The following is a 19,525-nucleotide window of genomic DNA, read 5'->3' as shown; positions in this document are numbered from 1 at the left end:
GTTATTGTCATTAAAAAACAATTAACAAAACAAACAGCAACTTTAAACTTTATTTAATTTAGATAAATCATTAATTGTTTTTCAGAAGTTTAATTCTTCATTTTTTTCAATATTATTTTTATCATAATCATCAATATCTATAAATTGAGTATTCCCAATTTCTTCGCATTTATCTAAAATATTAAAAACATCTTTGTTATATGAATTTTGATTTAATATATTCTTTTTAACTAGATATATAAAACCTCAAATCTATATATCATATAATCTTTTGAATATTGAAATTTGTGTTCCTGGAAAATTTCAATAATAGGGTCTATATTTTTTGATTTACATCTTTTAAATTTAAAAAATATCCAAATAATTTTCTAATTAGTTTTTTTATGTTTTTTAATCACTTCATTTTCTTAGGTGATTCCTTAATTATTTGTTGATCTACCATTATTTGTTGATCTACCATTATTTGATGATCCTCCACTATCTGTTGATCCTTCATTATTTGTTTAAATTCTCTTTTTGAATTTTCGTGAATATATTGTTCAAAGTCTCTTTTTAAAATTTCTAAATAATTATCTTTTTGAACAAATTGTTCAAGTTCTCTTTTTATATTTTCATAATTATCTCAATTTATTTTTTCAGGAATTGAATAATAAAAACTTTTTCTATCTTCTAAAAGAAATTTTATTGGATAACTTGGAGGATGTTCATAAGAATTCTTTAAAAGCATTTTTATAATTGCAATTGTTTCTTTACCGTTGTCTTTTTTTAAAATTGATTCTCCAATAGGTATTCTTCATTCTTGACTAAATTTATAATCAACCAAACAATCCATAATATTGCTTAAAATTAATAAAAAACCACCTCAACCTACTCCAAATCCTTTAGGGGATATTGTGATTTTAATGTGTAACAATCAATGTTCCAACAAATTACAATAAACTAGGCGGTCTCCTTGTTGATATTCTCAAGGATAATTAATAGCTATTCTTGGTCGAGAAAGTAATTGTTCTTTGTCTTCATCGATATGGTGAATAAATAGACCCTCGGATGTTCTTGTTATTCTAGTATTTCTAGTTTTACAATTTTTGTTCAAAAAATATGATTCACTAATAATTCCATATTTTTTCTTTAAATATTCAACTATTGTTTCATAATCAAGGTCTAGTAAATATTCCATTTCCTCAAAGCTGGTTTTGAATTTACTTTTTCTCATATATTAAATTTAGTTTAATTGAAATTGAAATTTTTTTAATAGATTTTTTAAAAAATATAAATACTTTTTTTATTAAATAATATTCTAATTTTTATTATTAAATTCATAAGTGAATTATTTGATCAAAACATATTATTTCTTATAAATTTTGATAAAAATAAATCTTACATAGCCTTTATGTTTTATGTAATTATATTAATTTTTAATTATCTTAATTTTCTTTAAATTGTCTTAGTAGCTACAAGTCAATATTGGTATATAAACCTAATAAAGAAAAGTAAAAGAATTTATGTTTTTCTATTGTGATATTGAGCTAAATACTTTAGAGTTTCACAATATTTTTAAATAACTTTTTCACAAAATAAATCAACTCTATTGTATGGAATATTAGAGTTTTGATTCCTTACTAAATCTCTTAGTGCTAAGATATAATTAAAAAACTTTTCTAAAGATTCTTCTTTAGAGCACTAATGCTTAATAATTCACTAATTATTTTCTTTGGCTTAGTTTGAATTTTCCGATTCTATCTTTAGAAGAGTCATTAATATCATTTTTCTTTTTTTGATTTTCATCTTTTTTTGGCTCACTTAGCTTAATTAGTTTTTTTAATTTATATTTAAAAATCTTTTATTATCCTTTGATGATTTTTCTAATAACACAAACAACGTGCTGCAATGAAATTTAAAAAGTGTTTTTAATTAAAAAAACAAAGCAAAATATTAATACTTTTGAAATTAATATTTTTTTCCATTGACATACGTAAATAAAATATTAAAGTCTTTGTCAATTAAAACGAGATTGGCTTTTTGTCCTACTTTTATAGTTCCATATTTATTTTGAAGTTTTAAATTTTTTGCCAAATTATATGAAGATACATAAACAATATCTGTTCATGAAGCATTAGTTGATTCTTTAAAAAATTTTAAGTTTTTATTATATTCAAGAGCACTTCCTGCAATGGTGTTTTGCTTGTTTAAATAAAAAGTTTTATTTTCTTTTTTTATCTCTAAATTTCCTAAAAAATAAACTCCATCTTTTAATCCTTTTGGACTAAGAGAATCGGAGACAACTATCAAATTTTTTATGTTTAAAATTTGATAAGTTAATTTTAAAACTTGAGAACTTACATGAATGCCATCACTGATAATTTCAACTAAAAAATCACTAGGTAATTTTTGACTAAAAATAGTATTTATAAGGCCTTCTTTTTTGTGATCAAAACCTGAAGATCCATTAAAAAAATGAGTAAAGCTTTTGAAGTATTTTAAATTGAATTTTTTACTAAAATCAAAACAATTTGAATGACCAATTGAAAAGTGAAAATCACTAGAATATTTTTTTATGAGTTTATAATCATTTTCTTCTGGAGCTACTACTATTGTTGTTTTTAGATTTTTTTGTTTTTTAAAAAATTCAAGATATTTTTCGTTTAATGGGATGATGATATTTTCATCATGAGCTCCTTTTTTTTCTTTAGAAATAAAGGGACCTTCCATATATCAAAATAAAATATTAATATTTTTTTATGACTAAATCATTTAAAACTAAAGACATTTTTTTAACTTATCTCAAGACTCACTTACTGTAGCAAAAACACTAGCCACTACTCCCTCATTTTTAGCAACTTGAAATTGATATTTTAAAAATTTCTCTTCTCCATCTTGATCTAAAATATCATTAAAAGCAAAGCCATAACCTCCATGAGTATGTCCATCAATAAAACCAGGAAGTAAAAAATTTTTTTTACAATCAATTCCTATTTTTCTAGTATAACCTTTTTTTATTTTTTGAATTTTTCCTTTTGAATCAATTTCAATATAACCTAAAAATTGCTCATCTTTTGTTGTTATAAAAACATTTTTATAAATTGTAGTTTTAAAAATATTTTCTTTTGTCATTTCACTATTTTTGTCCTTTGTTAATTCATTGATCATTAAATTTTTTAAAGATTTCATTTTCTTGTTTTTTATCTAATTTATAAAAGAGTTTTTTTAAAATGATATCAGCTATTAAAAATTGATTTATCCTTGAAGAAAGTGCCGTTGAACGATATCTTTGTTCAATTGTTTCAAAATGAATTGTGCAAAAATTATTTTCACTAATTATGTTTTTATTAGTTGTAATTAAAATTGAATTAATTTTATGTTCTTTTAAAGCATTTATCAAAAACATAACTTCATGATTTAATGCACTTTTTGAAAAAATTAAAATTAAAATAGAATCTAAATCAACATTTTTCATTCATAGAAAAACTTCATGAATACTTTTTGCAACACTTGAAAAAAATCCAAGAGAATTTAAACCATTTGACATCTCAGTGGCAATTGCATAAGAAGATGAAAGTCCAAAAGTAATAGTGAATTTTGTTTGCCTTATTTTTTAAATTGCAGTTTGCAAAGATTCTCTATTTAAATTTTTTAGAGTTTTTTCAAGAGAAGATAAATAATAAACATTAATATTTTCAATATATGAGCTAATAGGATCATCTTGATAATTTTTTTCTTTTCCAAAAGAGACTAAAATTTCATTTCTAAATTCTCTATAACTTGAATAGCCAATTTTTTGAATATACCTTGTTATTCCTGAAACAGAACAAAAAACATAATTATGGGCAACTTCTTTAATTGAAAGTTCCAAAAATTTTTTGGTGTTTTTTTCAATTCACTCTTCAATTGCTTTTTCGATTTCAGTTAGTTTTGCATTTTTTTTATGAAAAATTTTCATCTTGTTTAAATTATAAAGACAACTCTTCTAAGTATTAAATAAAAATTTATTTTTAAAAACTTTTTTGCAGATTTTAAAAATTTTCTAGCTTAAAATTGGAAACTTTTTTTTAAACAAAAAAATTAATTTTTACCAAAAATATAATTTAGTTGTGGATAGATTATTATCTATCCAAAATACTTTAAAAACAAGGCTCTTTTCTTGTTAGTAAAATCACTAACATAAATGACATATTTTCAAGTTTTATCTTTTTAAATTCATTTAATACAATTGAATTTTTTGATTTGTAAATTTTCTCTTTTTTTATATTTTCATAAAGCTTTTTATAAAACAAAAAAATTGATTAATTTGATAATTCGATCAAAAAATTTTGAATTTAAAAAATCTTAAAAATTGATAAAAAATCTTTTTAAATAGGCAAATTAAAGTTGTTAAAAAAATTGAGTAAAAAAATACTTATTTACAAAGACATCTTAGAGAAAATAAGTGATTAAATTCAATAAAAAAATTATTAATGATTATAGAAAATTTTGATCAAAGAAAATAAAGACAACTTTTTTATTATTAACTATGAACTTATGTTTTTAAAAAAGATTTAAATTTGCCTTTTTAAAATTAAGGACTAGTAAAAATGAGCAATTTTTTTAAAACATATTTTTTTAATTTTAAGAATAAATCAAGAACAACACTTGTAAAATTATCACAAGCTTTTATGTTGCCAATTTCCATTTTACCGATTGCAGGTTTATTGCTTGGAATAGGTGGGGCAATTGGTGCAAATTCTTCAACATCTGTTGCAATAATTTTTGTAAATTTTTTTAAAGGTGCCTCCGATATTATTTTGCAAATTTAGCAATGCTTTTTGGAGCTTCAGTTGTAATATCTTTTACCAATAAAAATCGAATATATGGAACATTTATGTTTATTATTGGATATTTGATTTTTTTATCAATTCAATCTGTTTTTATTCATTTTAATGATAAAAATGAATTTTTAGATATCTTCTTTTTTCATACAAACCCAGACAATGCTTTTATAGTAGGTAAAACTCTAGGAATAAATACTTTACAAACTTCAATTTTTGGTGGAATTATAGTTGCTACATTTGTTGTTTTTATTATGAATAGATGAAGTGAAATAGAACTTCCATATTATTTGGGTTTTTTCTCAGGTATTAAATTAGTTCCTTTTATATTACTTCCCTTTTCTGTTTTACTTGCCATTGCTTTTTTAATTCTTTGACCTTTTATTGGAATTGCAATTGCATGAATTGGAAAGCAAGCCTCTTATGCCCCTGGTGGAGTAGATGGGCTTGTTTATGGAATGCTAGCTAGAGCTTTAATGCCTCTTGGTCTTCATCATATTGTTATAGCAATAGCATGACAGACAAAATTGGGAGGAGAGCTATCTTTAAATGAATTTAAAAATGTAGCTAGCTCACTTGGAGTTTTAGATACTTTTGAAATTCAAAGTGTTATTAAAGCTTTTGATGATCTTAAAGTTCCATCAATTGATGGAGACCAAAATATTTGAAATTTTATAAACAAATTACCTGTTAACAAACTACCAATTAACAATTCAGGAGCAAGTGAGCCAATTTTTCAATGGCTAGCTTCTAGAGTGGGCGTTCATGCAGGAAGATTTACACAAGACTATCCAATTTATTTAGGGGCAATTCAAGGAATTGGTCTTGCTATGATTTTAGCTTCATACAAAAAGAATCGAAAAAAAGTAGCTGCTATAGTTGGCTCATCAATGTTTGTTGCTTTTTTAACTGGAATAACTGAGCCACTTGAATTTTCATTTTTATTTGTAGCACCTTCATTTTATTACCTATTTTATGTTCCTATTTCTGGATTTGCTTATATGTTTATGAAAATATTTAAAGCTCATGTTGGTGTTGGTTTTGCAAGAGGTTTTATTGATTATGTAATTTATGGAATAGTGCCATACCAAAAAGGAACTAATTTTTATTGAGCTATTCCTATTTCTATAGTTTTTTTAATTATTAGCTTTATTGTTTTCTTTTTTGTTATAAAAAAATTCGACATTAAAACTCCTGGAAGATTGGAAGAAGAAATTGTTTTAATAAATAAAAAAGCCTTTTTAGAACTTAAAAATCAAAAAAGCACTAATAAAGAAAAAACTCAAAATCAAAACATTGAATTTTCTGAGCAAAACAAAAAAGAAATTAGTGAAAATGATCAACTTATACAAGAGCTAATTAAAGCCTATGGAGGCCTTGAAAACATTGAAAGTGTAAATGCTTGTGCCACTAGATTAAGAGTTGAAGTTTTTGATATTAGCTTAGTAGATGAAAATGCTTTTAAAAATTTAGGGGCCAAAGGATTTATAAAAAAGGGAAATTCAACACAAGCAATTTATGGAGGAAAAGCTCAAATTCTTTCATCTAAGATTAACGATATTTATTTTAAGTAGGTAAAAATGTTTGAAAAAAAATTATTTTTTGTTTCTTGTCAAGCACTAAAAGGAGAAGCTCTCTATGGAAAAGACATTGTAGTTAAATTGGCAAAAGCAGCAATTCAAGGAGGTGCACAAGGATTAAGAACTTCTCAAATCAAAAATATTAAAGCGCTTATTAGAGCAAATTTTAATGTCCCAATTATTGGAATAATAAAACAAAATTATCCCAATTCAGATGTATATATAAGCCCTACATTAAAAGAAATGAAAAAGCTTATTAAAACAGGGGTTCAAATAATAGCAATTGATGCCACACTTCGCAAAAGACCTAAGGAAAGTTTAAATCAAATTGTAGATTATTTTTTTAAACACAAAAAAAGCCATCAACTTTTGATGGCTGATTGTTCATCTATTGAAGATGTCAACAATGCCATTAAATTGAACTTTGACATTATTGGAACAACTCTAAGAGGCTATACCGAAGATACCAAAAATTTTTCAAACACAGATGATAATTATTTGTTTTTAAGACAAGTTTTAAAGATTTGTCAGCAAAACAAAAAATATCTAATTGCAGAGGGGGGGCTTTAATAGCCCACAAAATGCCAAAGATGCCCTAGATATAGGGGCAAATGCTGTAGTAGTAGGCTCGGCGATAACAAGACCACAATTTATCACGAAAATGTTTTATGAAAAAATCAATAGTTAAGGAAGTATTATGAGAGAAATTTATATTTTTAAAGATTTACAAGATTTGCACAAATTTTGTGCAAAACAAATTATTGACCAAATAAAAATCAAAAAAGACTCAACTCTGGGTTTTGCAACTGGCAAAACACCACTAAAAACATATCAACTACTAGTAAAAGATCACCAAGAAAACAAAACTTCATGAAAAGATATTACTAGCTTTAATTTAGATGAATTTGTTGACATTGATCCTAGTCATCCTGAGTCATTTATAAAGCAAATGAAAAGCAATTTATTTGATCATTTAGACATTAATGAGCAAAAAATTAATATACCAAAGTCCAATTCATCAAATCCAGATCAAGAGGCTTTAAATTATGAAAATAAAATTAGAAAAAATAATGGAATTGATCTTCAATTTATCTCAATAGGTGTAAATGGCCACATTGCCTATAATGAACCTGGAACTCCAAAGGACTCACTTACTCATGTAAGTAATTTAACTAAAGAGACAATTTTAGATTTAATTGCAAAAAATAAATTTAGCTCAATTGATGAAGTACCAAAAAAAGCCATTACCATGGGTGTTAAAACAATTTTAAATCAATGTAAAAAAATTATGATGGTCTCTTTTGGTAAGGAAAAAGCTCAAGTAACTAAACAAATGCTTGAAGATAAACCAAATGAAAATGTAACTGCCTCATTTCTTCAAGAACATCCTAATTGTATTTACATTTTAGACAAAGAAGCTGCCTCTTTGTTAAATGAAGAAACTCTAAAGAAAGCAAAGTGAATTTAAGTTATGACTAAAAGTAAAGAAATTATAAAAAAATGAGATTTTAAAAATCATATTAATAAGCTTTTGTCTTCATTGCAGCTTCTTGGTAAATCACTAATGCTTCCAATTGCAGTTTTGCCCATTGCTGCACTTCTTTTAAGAATTGGTTCTTTAATTCAAGATCCTCTAGCAAATGGATCAATAGGACTAAGTGAAGCACAAATAATGACTGGAAAAATAATAGCTTCAATTGGTGATATTGTTTTTTCTAATTTAGCTTTAATTTTTGCAGTTGGTATATCCTTTGGACTTGCAAAAGATCACAGAGGAGAGGCAGCTTTAGTTGGTCTTATTGTTTGATTTGGTTTAAATACCCTTTTAAAAGAGGGATTTTTAGCCTCTAACATTTGAAAAAATGTTTTAGTTTCAGAAGAGCTCGAAAACAAAACGAGGCTTCTTTATTTTTTAAAAAATGACAAACCAACTTACCAGTTAGATGCTGGAGTTTTTGGTGGAATTGTAGTTGGTGTTTTAACAGCGCTAATTTACAATCGTTATAAAGATGTTAAATTACATCCTGCTCTATCTTTTTTTGGTGGAAGAAGATTTGTTCCAATGCTTGGATTGGCTATGGTTCTTCCTCTTGGTTTAATCTTTGCAATCGTTTGACCATGACTTCAATATGGTCTTATTTCAATTGGACAAGGTTTAACTTCTTCAAATGGCTTTTTAAAAGGATTTTATGGTGGAATTTATGCATTTTTTAATCGCTTAGTTCAACCTTTTGGTCTTCACCATATTTTAAACACTTTTGTATGATTTCAACTTCCTATAAGTGGACCTAATTTACAAGGTCAACAAATGAGTGTTAACGGTGATATTTTTGCCTTTAATAGAGGTATTATTGACTCAGGAGTTTTTACAACTGGATTTTTTCCATTATTTTTAGGAGGCTTACCAGGAGCTGCCCTTGCTATGATCATGACAAGTGATAAAAGTAAAAGAAAACAAATCATGACTTTTTTAGGTGGAGCATTAATTGTTTCATGACTTACAGGAATTAATGAGCCTTTAATTTTTGCTTTTATTTTTGTCTCACCATTGCTTTATGTTCTTAATGCAATCTTAACTTCATTTTTCTACATGATAACCACTTGAACTTCAATGTCAATAGGAATAGGTTTTTCAGCTGGTTTTATTGATTATTTAGTTTCATTTCCAACATCATGACAAATTGCATCTCATCTAGGAATTATGGCAAATCCACTTTGAATTTGACCAATAGCACTTTTAATGGGAATAACTTATTATTTTAGTTTTTACTTCTTAATTAAAAAACTAAAAATAGCAACTCCAGGAAGAGAAGAGCAGCTTGGAATAGAAGTTGCTGGTGACAAAAATATTTTTGGCTTTAAAAGCTTAGGCAAGCAAAAAACAAACTCTGAAAAAACAGAAGATAAATACCAGATCATGGCACAAAATATTTTGGATATTATTGGTTTTGAAAATATTAAAACAATTGAGCACTGTGCTACTAGACTAAGATTTATTTTGGAGAACAACTCACCAGAAAAAATAAATGATAGTGCCATCAAAAATTTAGGTGCTCGAGGAGTTGTAAGACTTGGAAATCAAGATTATCACATTATTATTGGAACAGATGTTCAGTTTGTTTATGATCATTTAATTAAACTCAAATCTCAAAAGGAACAAAGTGGCAATAATAACTAAAGTTGATCACTTTTACAAAAAGCTCAAAAGAAAAAATAAAGCTATTTTAGCTTTTAATGTCGTCAATTTAGAAACACTAAAATCTTTTATTGAAATAGCTGAAGAAAAACAAGTTGATTTAGTTATTCAAATAAGTCAAAACACAATCAAAAATCTTGGCTATGATTTAATAGTTCCGTCACTAAAAAAATCACTTGAAAATTCAAAGGCAAATTTTGTTTTACATCTAGATCATTGTGATGATTTTAATCTCTTAGAAAAAGCTTTAAAAGATGGGTTTAAATCAGTAATGTTTGATGGATCTTTTTTAGATTTTAAAAACAATGTTTTTTCTTCTTTAAAAGCAAAAGAAATGGCCAAAAAATATGAAGCTTTTTTAGAAGTTGAAATAGGTCAAATTCTTGGAAAAAACTCTCATGAAAATCAAGACGAAAATCAAAAAACAAAACTTGAAGATATCTTAGAATTTTATAACTTAGTTAAGCCAGATTCTTTAGCTTTTAATTTTGGAACATTGCATGGAATTTATAAAGAAAATCCAAAGATTGATTTTGATCTTTTAAAAAATGTTGAAAGTAAAATTTGCACTGTTTTAGTTATGCATGGAACAAGTGGTCTTTCTAAAAAAGAAATTATCAAAGCATGAAAATTTGGTATTAGAAAAATTAATATTGGAACTGATTTTAATTTAGCTCATATTAGTGCTATAAAAGAATTTTTTGAAGAATATCCAAATGTAAAAGATATTAGAAAAATTAACTTATATGCAATCAAAAAAATAAAAGAAAAAACACTTTATTTTTTAGATATGTTTGCAAAAAAATAGTTCAATTTTTAAATTAAATATTAACAAAAATCTAGTTTTAATTGTTAGTCTTTTAAGCCTAGATTTTTTATTAGTTTTTCCATCAATTTTTAATCTTATTTATGCTTAAAGTTGTTTTTTTGTTTGAACATTTTTTCTAATTTTAAAATGCTTTTTTTAAAGGTTTAATTTTTGTAAAAATAAAGACTTATTTTAGTTCAATCAAAAAGCTTTTTTTAATCTTTAGATAAAGCTAAATTTAACTTGTTTTTTTAAATAAAAATTTCATTTATGTAACTAAAAATAAAGATTGATTTTATCAGCTAGATTTTAAAAAAATTTTAGATCTAAAAACTTAAAAATAAAAATTAAATTAAATAATTTTAAGTCAATTAAATGAGTTAAAAAACTTGTTAGTTTATATAATTTCAAAAGTCAATAATTACATTCATTTTTTTCTTTTTTAATGTCAAAAATATATGTAGATGTTTTGGGCTTTTTGAACTTGTCTTCTTTGTTTAATTTTTAATTGTTTAAGCATAGCTAATGTTTCTTTAGTTATTTAAAAAAGACTAAATTCTTCTAATAAAATTAATTAAAAAAAGAAAATAAAGCCCCGTAGGTAGAGCTTTATCAAATTAAATAAAATAGTAAGATATATTTTTTGAAATTAAAAAAAATGGCAGGAGTAACAGGACTCGAACCCATAACACACGGGGTTGAAGCCCGTTGTTCTACCATTGAACTATACTCCTAGCACGAATAGTATTATATATTATTTTTAACTAAAAAATAATATTTATATATAATAATTTAGATTATGAAAATAGCAATTGTAATTGATTCCTCTTCAGGCCTGACAAAAGAGCAAGCCAACAAAAGAGGATGATATTTTTTACCCTTAAATATAGACATTGATGAAAAAACTTACAAAGATGGAATAGATCTTGATAATAAAAATTTTTTTGAAATTTTCAAAAAAAATTCAAAAACTTCAACTTCTGCTTCATCAAGAGGTGAAATTATAAGTCTTTTTGATGATATTACAAGCAAATATGACAAGGTTGTGGTTTTTCCTATTTCTTACAAGCTTTCAAGTCAATATCAAAATCTTGATTTGATTGCAAGAGAATACAAAAATATTCATATTGTTAAATCTAAACACCTTTCTTTTTTAACAATAGTACAGTTAATTAAATTTGAAAAAGCCATTAGCCAAAACCAATCTTTTGATGAAGAATTAAAAAAGCTCTCTCATTGAGATGAAAGCCAAAAAGTTTTATTAATTCCTGAATACAATGATGCATTAGTAGCAGGGGGAAGACTCTCACCAAAAGCAGCTGCTTTGGCAAAAGTTTTAAAAGTTGTTCCAATTATTAAATTTGAAAATGGTGAGTTACTTAAAGAAGGAAAAGGAATTTCTTTTCAAAAAACTCTTACTAAATTAATAAGTTCTTTAAGTGGCAAATATAGCAAAGATTCAAAAAATTACTTTCCAGTAATTTTGCATGCTCAAAATTCAAATATTAGCTTTTATGAAGAGCACTTTTTAAATGAATTTGGAAAAAAGCCTTTAATTTTATCTCTTCCTTCAGTAATAAGTGTTCATACTGGACTAGGGGCTATTGCCATTTCTCTTGTCAAAGTGGACAAAGATGTTATTGATCAAATAGTTGAGCATTTTTAATCTAAGCTTATTAAATAATAAAAAGTACATATGTTTAATTTAATATGTACTTTTTAGAATTATTTACTTTTTTGTTCAATTAAAACAATAATATCGTTAACTTTTTTAATATTTAAAAGCTCTTCATCACTAATTTCAATGTCAAAGTGTTGCTCTAAATCAGAGACATGTTCTACCAAATCAAGTGAGTCAATTCCGATTTCTGAAAATAAACTCTCTTCAGTAATTTTGTTTTTAGTTAGTTTTGAAAGTTGTGTAATTATTCATTCTTTGATGGCCATAATCTACTATTATACACTTTTAACTTAGATACAATTTAAAAGATTTTTGCACTCTTTGGTTGTTATTTGAAGTTCAAATTAAATCCAAGAAAATAACTTCATTTTCCACAAAATAACCAACTTTTAAATCACCATGACTTACTCCTAGTCGAGTAATTTGATCTTTTACAATTTTAGCTACTATGTCTTTGTCAATTTTGGCTTTTCCATCTTCAATGTAGACAGACTGATAAAAATCTTTTTCATCCATTTGTGAAAAGACATTAAAACTAATGCTACTTTGCTCAGTTTTTTGATTTGAATCTTTAGTTGCTAGTTGAGTGTTGTGATTATTTGTAAAGTAAAAAACTCCAAGACCAATAGCCCCTAGAGAAAGACTTGTTACAAGAGCTACAACAATCTTTTGTTTTAAAGAAAGATTTTTAACTTTTTGAAATGAAAGCTTAATTTTCTGAATCATTTAAAATCTCCTTTTCTTCTTTAAAATATAAATTTTCAAGTGCTTGTAAAGATAAATTTTCGTTAATTATTTTTGAAAAATCTCCATTTTTAATAGTAAAAAACTTCATTTGTTTTGAAATATTTGAAGAAATTTCTTCAAAATTTAATTTAATTTTTCCTTCATATTTATCAAGAAGCCTATCAGGGAAATATTGATGATAGCTAAGGGTTAAATTTTCTAGTGCTTCATTAAATTTTAATGTAACTTTTGGATCAAAGCTACCTTTAAAATTAAAGGGAATTAAAAGACCTTCTTTAGCATTTTTTGACGAACCTACAAAAGTTGCTTTTTTATCAAAATCATAATAACTATTATTAGTTAGTTCAATAAAGCCTTCAACGAGATTTTTGTTATTTAAAATTCTATTAAAAATAGGCCTAAATTTTTCATCTTTTTCATTTGAAATTAAAGTATTTTCAAGTGGAGACATACTTAAATGAAAATCATTTAAAACATTTTCACTTTTATCATTGTAGATCTTTAATTTATAAAGCTTTGTAAAATGTACTAATCTATTAATAGGTTGCTTTTCAATTTCAACATTAAAATAGTCACTTTCATGTTTGTGGTCAATTCTGTTTTTAACATTATATCCAGTTGTTGATACTCTGATAATTCAAGGAATTTTAAAAGAAAGTTTTTTATCCTTAAGGATGTAATTTCTTTGATAATCATAGCGAGTTATAAAATAGTCACCCTTAAAAATAATCTCTTCTTGATTTAGCTCGTTTTTTTCTTTAACAACAACAATTATTTTGTTTACTTTAGTAATGTTTTCTTTAAGATGCTCTTTTAGAAGAAAAAGATTTCCGGTTTTGTTTGCTATAACATTGCCACTTTCATATCTAGAGACTAAGTTATTGTTAATTTGAGTTTCAAAAATTAAGTTTTTAGAAACAACTGGTGTATAGGAAATTTTTAAACTAAAGTGGTTGTCTATTAATGATCTTTTAATTTCTAAACCAAGTTTTTCATCCAAAGAATAATTTGAGTTAAAGCTATAAGTTGCATTAATGTCAAAGCGATGGACTATTTGTGAATTAGCACTAGTGTCATTGTATTGAATATTAACCATAAAACATATTTATAAATTCATCAATGGCTTCATGTTGTCTTTTGTAAAAAGTAGATTTAGAAAAATAATCCATGTATCAAGTCTCTTCTTTGGGTTTTTCTAAAAAAACTTTAGTAATTATCAAAGAATAAACAGGCTCTAAATTCTCCAATATGTGTTCAAAAATGCTCTTATTCATTTCATCATATTCATCTATTTTTGGATTTGTCTCTTTTTTGGTTCCTCTTGCTTTTAAGTTAATTATTGTTTTAATTTGCTTTACTTTTTTATAGAAAAAACAAGCGTTTTGTACAAGTTGTTTTTTCTCTTTGAAAGTAAGTTTTAGTAAATATTCTTTGTTATTCATAATGATCCTCCATTAGTATTTTTTTGTTCTACATATATATAGTAAAAAAAACAAAAAATCTTTATAAATAAAACAAATTTAGGATTTTTATATATATTTTTTATAAAAATATGCTTGTTTTTATAAAAAATAGAAAAAAAATTTAACTATGAAGTTAAATTTATAACAAAGATATTTTTGGAAAAATTTAAGATATTTTTTTAATTTTATATATGGTAATTTTTCCATGTTTATTAGATGACAATTGTCAAATGGTGGCTCCGGCAGGAATCGAACCAGCGACACACGGAGCTTCAATCCGTTGCTCTACCTACTGAGCTACAGAGCCTTTATGGCGGTCCAGACGGGAATCGAACCCGCGATCTCCTCCGTGACAGGGAGGCGTAGTCAACCACTTTACCACTGGACCTTATGGTTGCGGAGGTAGGATTCGAACCTACGACCTTCGGATTATGAGCCCGACGAGCTGCCAACTGCTCCACTCCGCTATAAAAAATTGGTGAGAACTCAAAGAGATTAACAAGAGAACTCATATGGCGGGCAATGAGGGATTTGAACCCCCGCGGGCGGTGAAGCCCCTGGTAGTTTTCAAGACTACTCCCTTCAGCCAGACTTGGGTAATTGCCCTTGGTGGACCCAGCTGGACTTGAACCAGCAACCTACCGGTTATGAGCCGGGTACTCTAACCATTGAGTTATAGGTCCTTAAATTCACCAGCTTCAGCTAGGTGTTCCATATAATGGTGGCGCCAAAGGGAGTCGAACCCTTGACCTTCCGGGTATGAACCGGATGCTCTAACCAACTAAGCTACAGCGCCATGGTGGAGAGGAAGGGAGTCGAACCCTCTACCTCCTGCGTGCAAGGCAGGCGCTCTAGCCAGGTGAGCTACCCCCCCACAAAATGGTGAAGAAGACAGGATTTGAACCTGCGACCACTTGGTCCCAAACCAAGTGCTCTACCAAGCTGAGCTACTTCTCCACTTTGCCCATTTCTTTTTGATGAATTAAGCATTTAGTATTATATACAATATTTTAAAAAATAACATATTTTTTATATTATTTTTTTAAGCAAAAAAATGGGTATTATTCATTGCCTCAAACAAACTCATAATCGTAAATTTTTACACTATCTCCTATTTGAATTCCTTGTTTAATCAGTTCATCTCAAACTCCCATTTTTTTTAAAATTAAGTTAAAACGCATCAAGTTGTCATGAGTATTTAAAGGAATTCTTTGGTAAAAATGATGAATTTTAGGCCCTTCAACTAAATATTGGCCCTCTCCAAGATGAACTACATTAAAATCAGCTTCAAAATTAATAAAGACTTCTTCATCTTCAGAGAGCTCAAAAACAATGTCTTTGGTGTTTTTAACACTTTGTCACAAAGCCTCTTTTAACTTATCTAGATTTTCTTGTTTTAGAGCTGAGATGGCAATTATTTTTTTATTTGGATAGTGTTTTGAAAATTCTTCTAGTTTTTTTTCAAAACACTCTTGATCTTTTTTATTAGCTACAATTACTTCATCTTTTTCTTCTAAATTTAAATTATAAAGCTTAAGTTCATTTCTAATTTCTTGATAGTCTTGAAGAGGATTTTTATTTTCATCTCCAAAATCAATGACATTAGCTATTACTTTACATCTTTCAATGTGTTTTAAAAATCTTATTCCAAGTCCTTTTCCTTGATGTGCTCCTTTAATTAATCCAGGAAGATCAGCTACTACAAAGGAGTTATCAAAGTATTTTACAAGCCCTAATTGAGGAACTAGCGTTGTAAAGTCATAATCTGCTATTGTTGGTTTTGCATTGGAAATAACTGAAAGCAAAGTTGATTTTCCAGCTGAAGGCTTTCCTACAAAACCAACATCGGCTAGTACTTTTAAAACTAGAGTTAATTTTTTAGACTCACCAGGAAGACCATTTTCAGAGATGCGAGGGGCTTTATTTTTAGCTGTTTTAAATTTAGTATTTCCCCTACCTCCACGGCCTCCTTTGGCAATTAAATAAGGTTTTTCTTCAACAATATCGGCTATAACTTTTTGTCCTTCATAAACAACAGTGCCCACTGGTACTTTAATAAATTTGTCCTCACCAGCTGCGCCATAAAGATTTTTTCTTCCTCCATTTACTCCATTATTACCAACAATGCTTTTTTGTAAATATAAATGAAGAAGGGTATTTTTTCCAAGATCTCCAACAAAATAGATGTTTCCACCATTTCCCCCATCTCCTCCAGAGGGCCCTCCTCTGTCTACGTGAGCTTCTCTTCTAAAGGCAATCATGCCATCTCCACCTTTTCCGGCTTTGACATTTAAAGTAATTTCATCAATAAATTTCACGTTAGACCTTTCTATATTAATTAAAATCTTTTTTAATAAGAGATGAGTTTTTTAAGTTTTTTGTTAGTTTCTTCTTTTTTGAGTTTTTCTCTTTTGTCATGTTTTTTTAGTCCTCTAACAAGGGCTATTTCTGCTTTGACTTTAGATTTTTTGTTTCAATAAAGACTCAAAGGCACAATGCTAAGTGATTGACTTTCAACTTTTTGTTTTAATCTTCTAAGTTGATTTTTGTGTAAAAGCAGTTTTCTACTTTGTCTTTCATCACCTTTTACTGCCATGTAAAGACCTATGTAGGAGTTGATTAAGTATAACTCATTTGCTTTAAAAACACAATATGATCCTTTTAAATTAACATCACTAGCTCTTATTGATTTTACTTCTCAACCTTGAAGGACAATTCCAGCTTCTAATTTATCAATAATTTCATAGTCTCTAAAAACTTGTTTATTTTTTGTAATTAATTTTGCCATTTTGTTTTTCTTTATCTTGAGTAAATTTATTTTTCTTAAAAGCTTGGAAAGCCTGTTCTTTTTTTAAATATTCCTGATAGTCTTTTTCTAAAACCACATCTACTTTACCAAGATTTTTATCAACTTTAACAACAACTACATCAATTTCTTGACCTAATTTATATTTAGTTTTATTAGAACTAATTAAAAGCCCATCTTCTGAGACTTGAAAATCCTCACCTAAAAGGTTGGAAATATGAATTAGACCACTGACTTTATCTTCAAATTCAACAAACATTCCAAAACTTAAAATTGAAACAATTTGAGCTTTTAGACTCTTGCCAATTTTTGATTCATAATACTCAGCTTTTTTGATGTCATTGATTTGTCTTTCAATGCTAACGGCTTCTACTTCCTTTTTAGAAGACTGAACAGAAACATCTGATAGGATTAAAGAAAAATGATTTTTTTTCTCTTTTAAATTGCTTTTGTCAAAAACCATTTGCTTAATTAATCGATGAAGTTGTAAATCAGGATATCTTCTAATTGGACTAGTAAAATGACTATAGTAAGAAGAGGCAAGTCCAAAGTGACCTATGTTTTTATCTGAATAAATGGCTTTTTCCATGGTTCTTAAAACCATTAATTTAACAAAATTATCAATTTGATAGTTTTGTTTAATTTTTTCAAAAGAATCAGAAAAAGCTTTTGGACTTGTTATTTTAGGAGTGTCAAAATCAATTCCTAAAGTTTTTAGGGTTTTTTCAAAAAGCACTAAGCTTTCAATACTTGGATTGTCATGAACTCTATATATTGAAGGAAGTTTTAATTTATTCATTTTTCAAGCAACAGCTTCATTTGCCCTTACCATGAAATTTTCTATTAAAACCTCTGAAAGTCCTCTTTGAATAACTTTAATTCCAACTGTTTTTCCTTCTTTGTCTAAGATAACTTTTGACTCTTCAATTTCTAGGTTAATATAACCTTCATCTTTTTTGTAATTTTCGAGAATTTTTGAAAGCTCAAGAGAGTCATTTAACATTTTTTCTAAATTTGGATCAAGCTTTATTTTATTATTGTAAAAATCATTGACCTGGTTATAAGTTAGTCGATGTTTTGAATTAATTATCCCTTCATAGAGCTCAGTTTTGATGGTATTTCCTTGAAAGTCAATAAAAATATCAATTGACATAACTAATCGATCAACTCCTGGATTTAAAGAACATATTCCATTTGAAAGTTTTTCAGGAAGCATTGGAATTACCATGTGCGGAAGATAAATTGAAGTTGCTCTTCTAAGAGCTTCTTTATCAATGGCTGAGTTTTCCTTTACATAATGAGCTACATCAGCTATGTGAACTGAAAGAAGAAAATGGTCTTTATTTTTTTCAACATAAATGGCATCATCAAAGTCTTTGGTATCTTCTCCATCAATTGTAATAATTAATTTGTCTCTAAGATCTTTTCTATTTTGATAGTCTTTTTCAATTACATGATCTTCAATTAAAGCAAACTCATCTAAGACATCTTCGGGAAAGTCAATTATTGTTTTTGATTTTTCTAAAACAATGTCGATTTGATAAAAATTTGACTTTAGAGTCGAAACTTTTTTTACAAAATTGACATAAATTTTTTGATCAACAATTTTTTCAACTACAACCAAAATAACATCATCTTCTTCAACATCAATGTTTTGATCAACAAAAAATTTATAACTTCTAAAACTCTCTTCAAAAGCATTGAAATATTTTATGCCATTTGAAATTTTGATAAAACCAATAATTTCAGGATGAGTGTTTTTTAAAATCTTTTTAACAACTGCATATTTTTTATCTTTTTCAAAGGGACTTTCATAAACAATTGCTTCAACTTCAAAGGAGTTAATAGCACCATTAAAATGAGCTTTTGCAACAAAATAAGATTGCTCATCAGCAGTTTCAATAAAAGCAAAATTACGATTAGATTGTTTAAAAATTCCTTGAATTTTTTTTATTTCATTAACTTTTATAAAATTTCCATCGTTATTTTTTACAATTAAACCTTGATCTAATAAACTAAAAAGAGCCTTTGAAAGTTGTGAATTAAAATTTGGATTTATTTTATTAATTCTAGCTATTTCTAAAAAAGAATATGCTTTGTTTGACTTTAAATTTTGTAGAACTAAATTTTTCATTATTGTAGTAAAACTTTTAATAAAATAGCCAAAATTATTACAAAAAATCCTAAAACAAACATGGCATATTTACTAAATTTTTTAAACCCTCTTTCCTTAGAAAATTTAAAAAGCTCTAGATCACCAGAACCAACTAAAGCCCCTGAAAAACCATTTGAATCAGTAGAGGTAATTAGGGATAAAATAATTATTAATAATGAACAAATTACTAAAAAAACTAGCACTACTATAGCAATTGCTGACATTTATCCCCTTTCATTAAAAAACAAAACCTTGAAAAACACTATGATCTACATTTTAACAAATTT

The 19,525-nt window shown here is 26.8% G+C and carries 21 protein-coding genes and 9 tRNA genes; 8 read left to right on the top strand and 22 right to left on the bottom strand.

All coding sequences use genetic code 4. The features are described from left to right. Window positions 1-316: 316 nt before the first annotated feature. The 5 genes from EXC36_RS01800 to EXC36_RS01780 all read right to left on the bottom strand — a co-directional run bounded on the left by EXC36_RS01800 (window position 317) and on the right by EXC36_RS01780 (window position 3,937). Window positions 317-1,213, bottom strand: a complete 897-nt coding sequence (locus tag EXC36_RS01800; protein WP_129690183.1) for a hypothetical protein — start codon at window positions 1,211-1,213, stop codon at window positions 317-319. A 734-nt stretch (window positions 1,214-1,947) separates the two neighbouring features. Further along, window positions 1,948-2,709 (bottom strand): amidohydrolase family protein, encoded by a 762-nt coding sequence (locus tag EXC36_RS01795; protein WP_129690181.1) that lies wholly within the window; start codon window positions 2,707-2,709, stop codon window positions 1,948-1,950. 48 nt (window positions 2,710-2,757) lie between these two features. Beyond that, a complete protein-coding gene (locus tag EXC36_RS01790) occupies window positions 2,758-3,111 on the bottom strand; it encodes an amidohydrolase family protein (protein WP_129690179.1) in 354 nt (117 codons plus the stop codon). Between the two features lie 4 nt (window positions 3,112-3,115). Next, window positions 3,116-3,526 carry a phosphoheptose isomerase family protein gene (locus EXC36_RS01785; RefSeq protein WP_010925171.1) on the bottom strand — a complete coding sequence of 137 codons (411 nt, stop codon included), beginning with the start codon at window positions 3,524-3,526 and terminating at the stop codon, window positions 3,116-3,118. Window positions 3,527-3,592: 66 nt separating this feature from the next. Beyond that, entirely contained in the window at window positions 3,593-3,937 is a 345-nt protein-coding gene (locus EXC36_RS01780; protein ID WP_010925170.1) for a MurR/RpiR family transcriptional regulator, read from the bottom strand. Between the two features lie 712 nt (window positions 3,938-4,649). On the opposite strand from EXC36_RS01780, the gene EXC36_RS04040 reads away from it, so the two are divergent. From EXC36_RS04040 to EXC36_RS01755, 7 genes are read left to right on the top strand one after another with little or no spacing between them, the layout of a single operon-like run. Beyond that, the gene (locus EXC36_RS04040; protein ID WP_223212142.1) at window positions 4,650-4,790 is read left to right on the top strand and encodes a hypothetical protein; all 141 of its coding nucleotides are present in this window, start codon (window positions 4,650-4,652) and stop codon (window positions 4,788-4,790) included. A gap of 2 nt (window positions 4,791-4,792) precedes the next feature. Next, window positions 4,793-6,376 (top strand): PTS transporter subunit EIIC, encoded by a 1,584-nt coding sequence (locus EXC36_RS01775; protein WP_050780367.1) that lies wholly within the window; start codon window positions 4,793-4,795, stop codon window positions 6,374-6,376. 6 nt (window positions 6,377-6,382) lie between these two features. Continuing rightward, the gene (locus tag EXC36_RS01770; protein WP_318025396.1) at window positions 6,383-6,952 is read left to right on the top strand and encodes an N-acetylmannosamine-6-phosphate 2-epimerase; all 570 of its coding nucleotides are present in this window, start codon (window positions 6,383-6,385) and stop codon (window positions 6,950-6,952) included. Beyond that, complete coding sequence (locus EXC36_RS04090) at window positions 6,933-7,070, top strand: hypothetical protein (protein ID WP_318025395.1); 138 nt, start codon at window positions 6,933-6,935, stop codon at window positions 7,068-7,070. Before EXC36_RS01770 ends, EXC36_RS04090 begins: the two co-directional genes overlap by 20 nt. 9 nt (window positions 7,071-7,079) lie before the next feature. Beyond that, window positions 7,080-7,850, top strand: a complete 771-nt coding sequence (nagB, locus tag EXC36_RS01765; protein WP_129690177.1) for a glucosamine-6-phosphate deaminase — start codon at window positions 7,080-7,082, stop codon at window positions 7,848-7,850. Window positions 7,851-7,853: 3 nt separating this feature from the next. Next, complete coding sequence (locus EXC36_RS01760; RefSeq protein ID WP_129690175.1) at window positions 7,854-9,560, top strand: PTS transporter subunit EIIC; 1,707 nt, start codon at window positions 7,854-7,856, stop codon at window positions 9,558-9,560. Further along, entirely contained in the window at window positions 9,544-10,386 is an 843-nt protein-coding gene (locus EXC36_RS01755) for a class II fructose-bisphosphate aldolase (RefSeq protein WP_165152511.1), read from the top strand. The genes EXC36_RS01760 and EXC36_RS01755 overlap by 17 nt, the downstream gene beginning before the upstream one ends. Window positions 10,387-11,045: 659 nt before the next feature. Here the strand turns inward: EXC36_RS01755 and EXC36_RS01750 are convergent. Next, window positions 11,046-11,120: transfer RNA gene (locus EXC36_RS01750), tRNA-Trp, on the bottom strand. Between the two features lie 65 nt (window positions 11,121-11,185). Between EXC36_RS01750 and EXC36_RS01745 the strand changes: the two genes are divergently transcribed. Further along, complete coding sequence (locus EXC36_RS01745) at window positions 11,186-12,052, top strand: DegV family protein (protein WP_129690171.1); 867 nt, start codon at window positions 11,186-11,188, stop codon at window positions 12,050-12,052. A gap of 59 nt (window positions 12,053-12,111) precedes the next feature. On the opposite strand, the gene EXC36_RS01740 is transcribed toward EXC36_RS01745, so the two are convergent. The 16 genes from EXC36_RS01740 to secG all read right to left on the bottom strand — a co-directional run bounded on the left by EXC36_RS01740 (window position 12,112) and on the right by secG (window position 19,462). After that, window positions 12,112-12,333, bottom strand: a complete 222-nt coding sequence (locus EXC36_RS01740) for a phosphopantetheine-binding protein (protein ID WP_010925162.1) — start codon at window positions 12,331-12,333, stop codon at window positions 12,112-12,114. 19 nt (window positions 12,334-12,352) lie between these two features. Continuing rightward, on the bottom strand, window positions 12,353-12,793 hold the full coding sequence (locus tag EXC36_RS01735; protein ID WP_010925161.1) for an MHO_1590 family protein: 441 nt from the start codon (window positions 12,791-12,793) through the stop codon (window positions 12,353-12,355). Further along, window positions 12,777-13,910 carry an MHO_1580 family protein gene (locus EXC36_RS01730; protein ID WP_010925160.1) on the bottom strand — a complete coding sequence of 378 codons (1,134 nt, stop codon included), beginning with the start codon at window positions 13,908-13,910 and terminating at the stop codon, window positions 12,777-12,779. The genes EXC36_RS01735 and EXC36_RS01730 overlap by 17 nt, the downstream gene beginning before the upstream one ends. Next, window positions 13,903-14,256, bottom strand: a complete 354-nt coding sequence (locus EXC36_RS01725) for an MG284/MPN403 family protein (protein WP_010925159.1) — start codon at window positions 14,254-14,256, stop codon at window positions 13,903-13,905. The genes EXC36_RS01730 and EXC36_RS01725 overlap by 8 nt, the downstream gene beginning before the upstream one ends. A 252-nt stretch (window positions 14,257-14,508) precedes the next feature. Further along, window positions 14,509-14,584 (bottom strand) — tRNA-Phe (locus EXC36_RS01720). A 4-nt stretch (window positions 14,585-14,588) separates the two neighbouring features. Continuing rightward, window positions 14,589-14,665, bottom strand: a tRNA-Asp gene (locus EXC36_RS01715). Between the two features lie 3 nt (window positions 14,666-14,668). Further along, window positions 14,669-14,744: transfer RNA gene (locus tag EXC36_RS01710), tRNA-Met, on the bottom strand. A gap of 46 nt (window positions 14,745-14,790) precedes the next feature. After that, a tRNA-Ser gene (locus EXC36_RS01705) sits at window positions 14,791-14,883 on the bottom strand. A gap of 1 nt (window position 14,884) precedes the next feature. Then, window positions 14,885-14,960 (bottom strand) — tRNA-Ile (locus EXC36_RS01700). Window positions 14,961-14,996: 36 nt separating this feature from the next. Beyond that, window positions 14,997-15,073: transfer RNA gene (locus EXC36_RS01695), tRNA-Met, on the bottom strand. A 1-nt stretch (window position 15,074) separates the two neighbouring features. After that, a tRNA-Ala gene (locus tag EXC36_RS01690) sits at window positions 15,075-15,151 on the bottom strand. A gap of 6 nt (window positions 15,152-15,157) precedes the next feature. Then, a tRNA-Pro gene (locus tag EXC36_RS01685) sits at window positions 15,158-15,234 on the bottom strand. 104 nt (window positions 15,235-15,338) lie between these two features. Then, window positions 15,339-16,595: a GTPase ObgE gene (gene obgE / locus EXC36_RS01680; RefSeq protein ID WP_129690169.1), complete on the bottom strand. Its 1,257-nt coding sequence runs from the start codon at window positions 16,593-16,595 to the stop codon at window positions 15,339-15,341. A gap of 32 nt (window positions 16,596-16,627) precedes the next feature. Then, window positions 16,628-17,065 (bottom strand): SsrA-binding protein, encoded by a 438-nt coding sequence (gene smpB / locus EXC36_RS01675; protein ID WP_010925156.1) that lies wholly within the window; start codon window positions 17,063-17,065, stop codon window positions 16,628-16,630. Then, entirely contained in the window at window positions 17,040-19,217 is a 2,178-nt protein-coding gene (gene rnr / locus EXC36_RS01670) for a ribonuclease R (RefSeq protein ID WP_129690167.1), read from the bottom strand. The genes smpB and rnr overlap by 26 nt, the downstream gene beginning before the upstream one ends. Further along, a complete protein-coding gene (gene secG, locus EXC36_RS01665) occupies window positions 19,217-19,462 on the bottom strand; it encodes a preprotein translocase subunit SecG (protein WP_129690165.1) in 246 nt (81 codons plus the stop codon). Before secG ends, rnr begins: the two co-directional genes overlap by 1 nt. Window positions 19,463-19,525: the final 63 nt, after the last annotated feature.

The organism is Mycoplasmopsis pulmonis (genome assembly GCF_900660575.1).
Lineage (GTDB): Bacteria > Bacillota_I > Bacilli_A > Mycoplasmatales > Metamycoplasmataceae > Mycoplasmopsis_B > Mycoplasmopsis_B pulmonis.
This window is presented reverse-complemented; position numbering and strand designations above follow the sequence as displayed.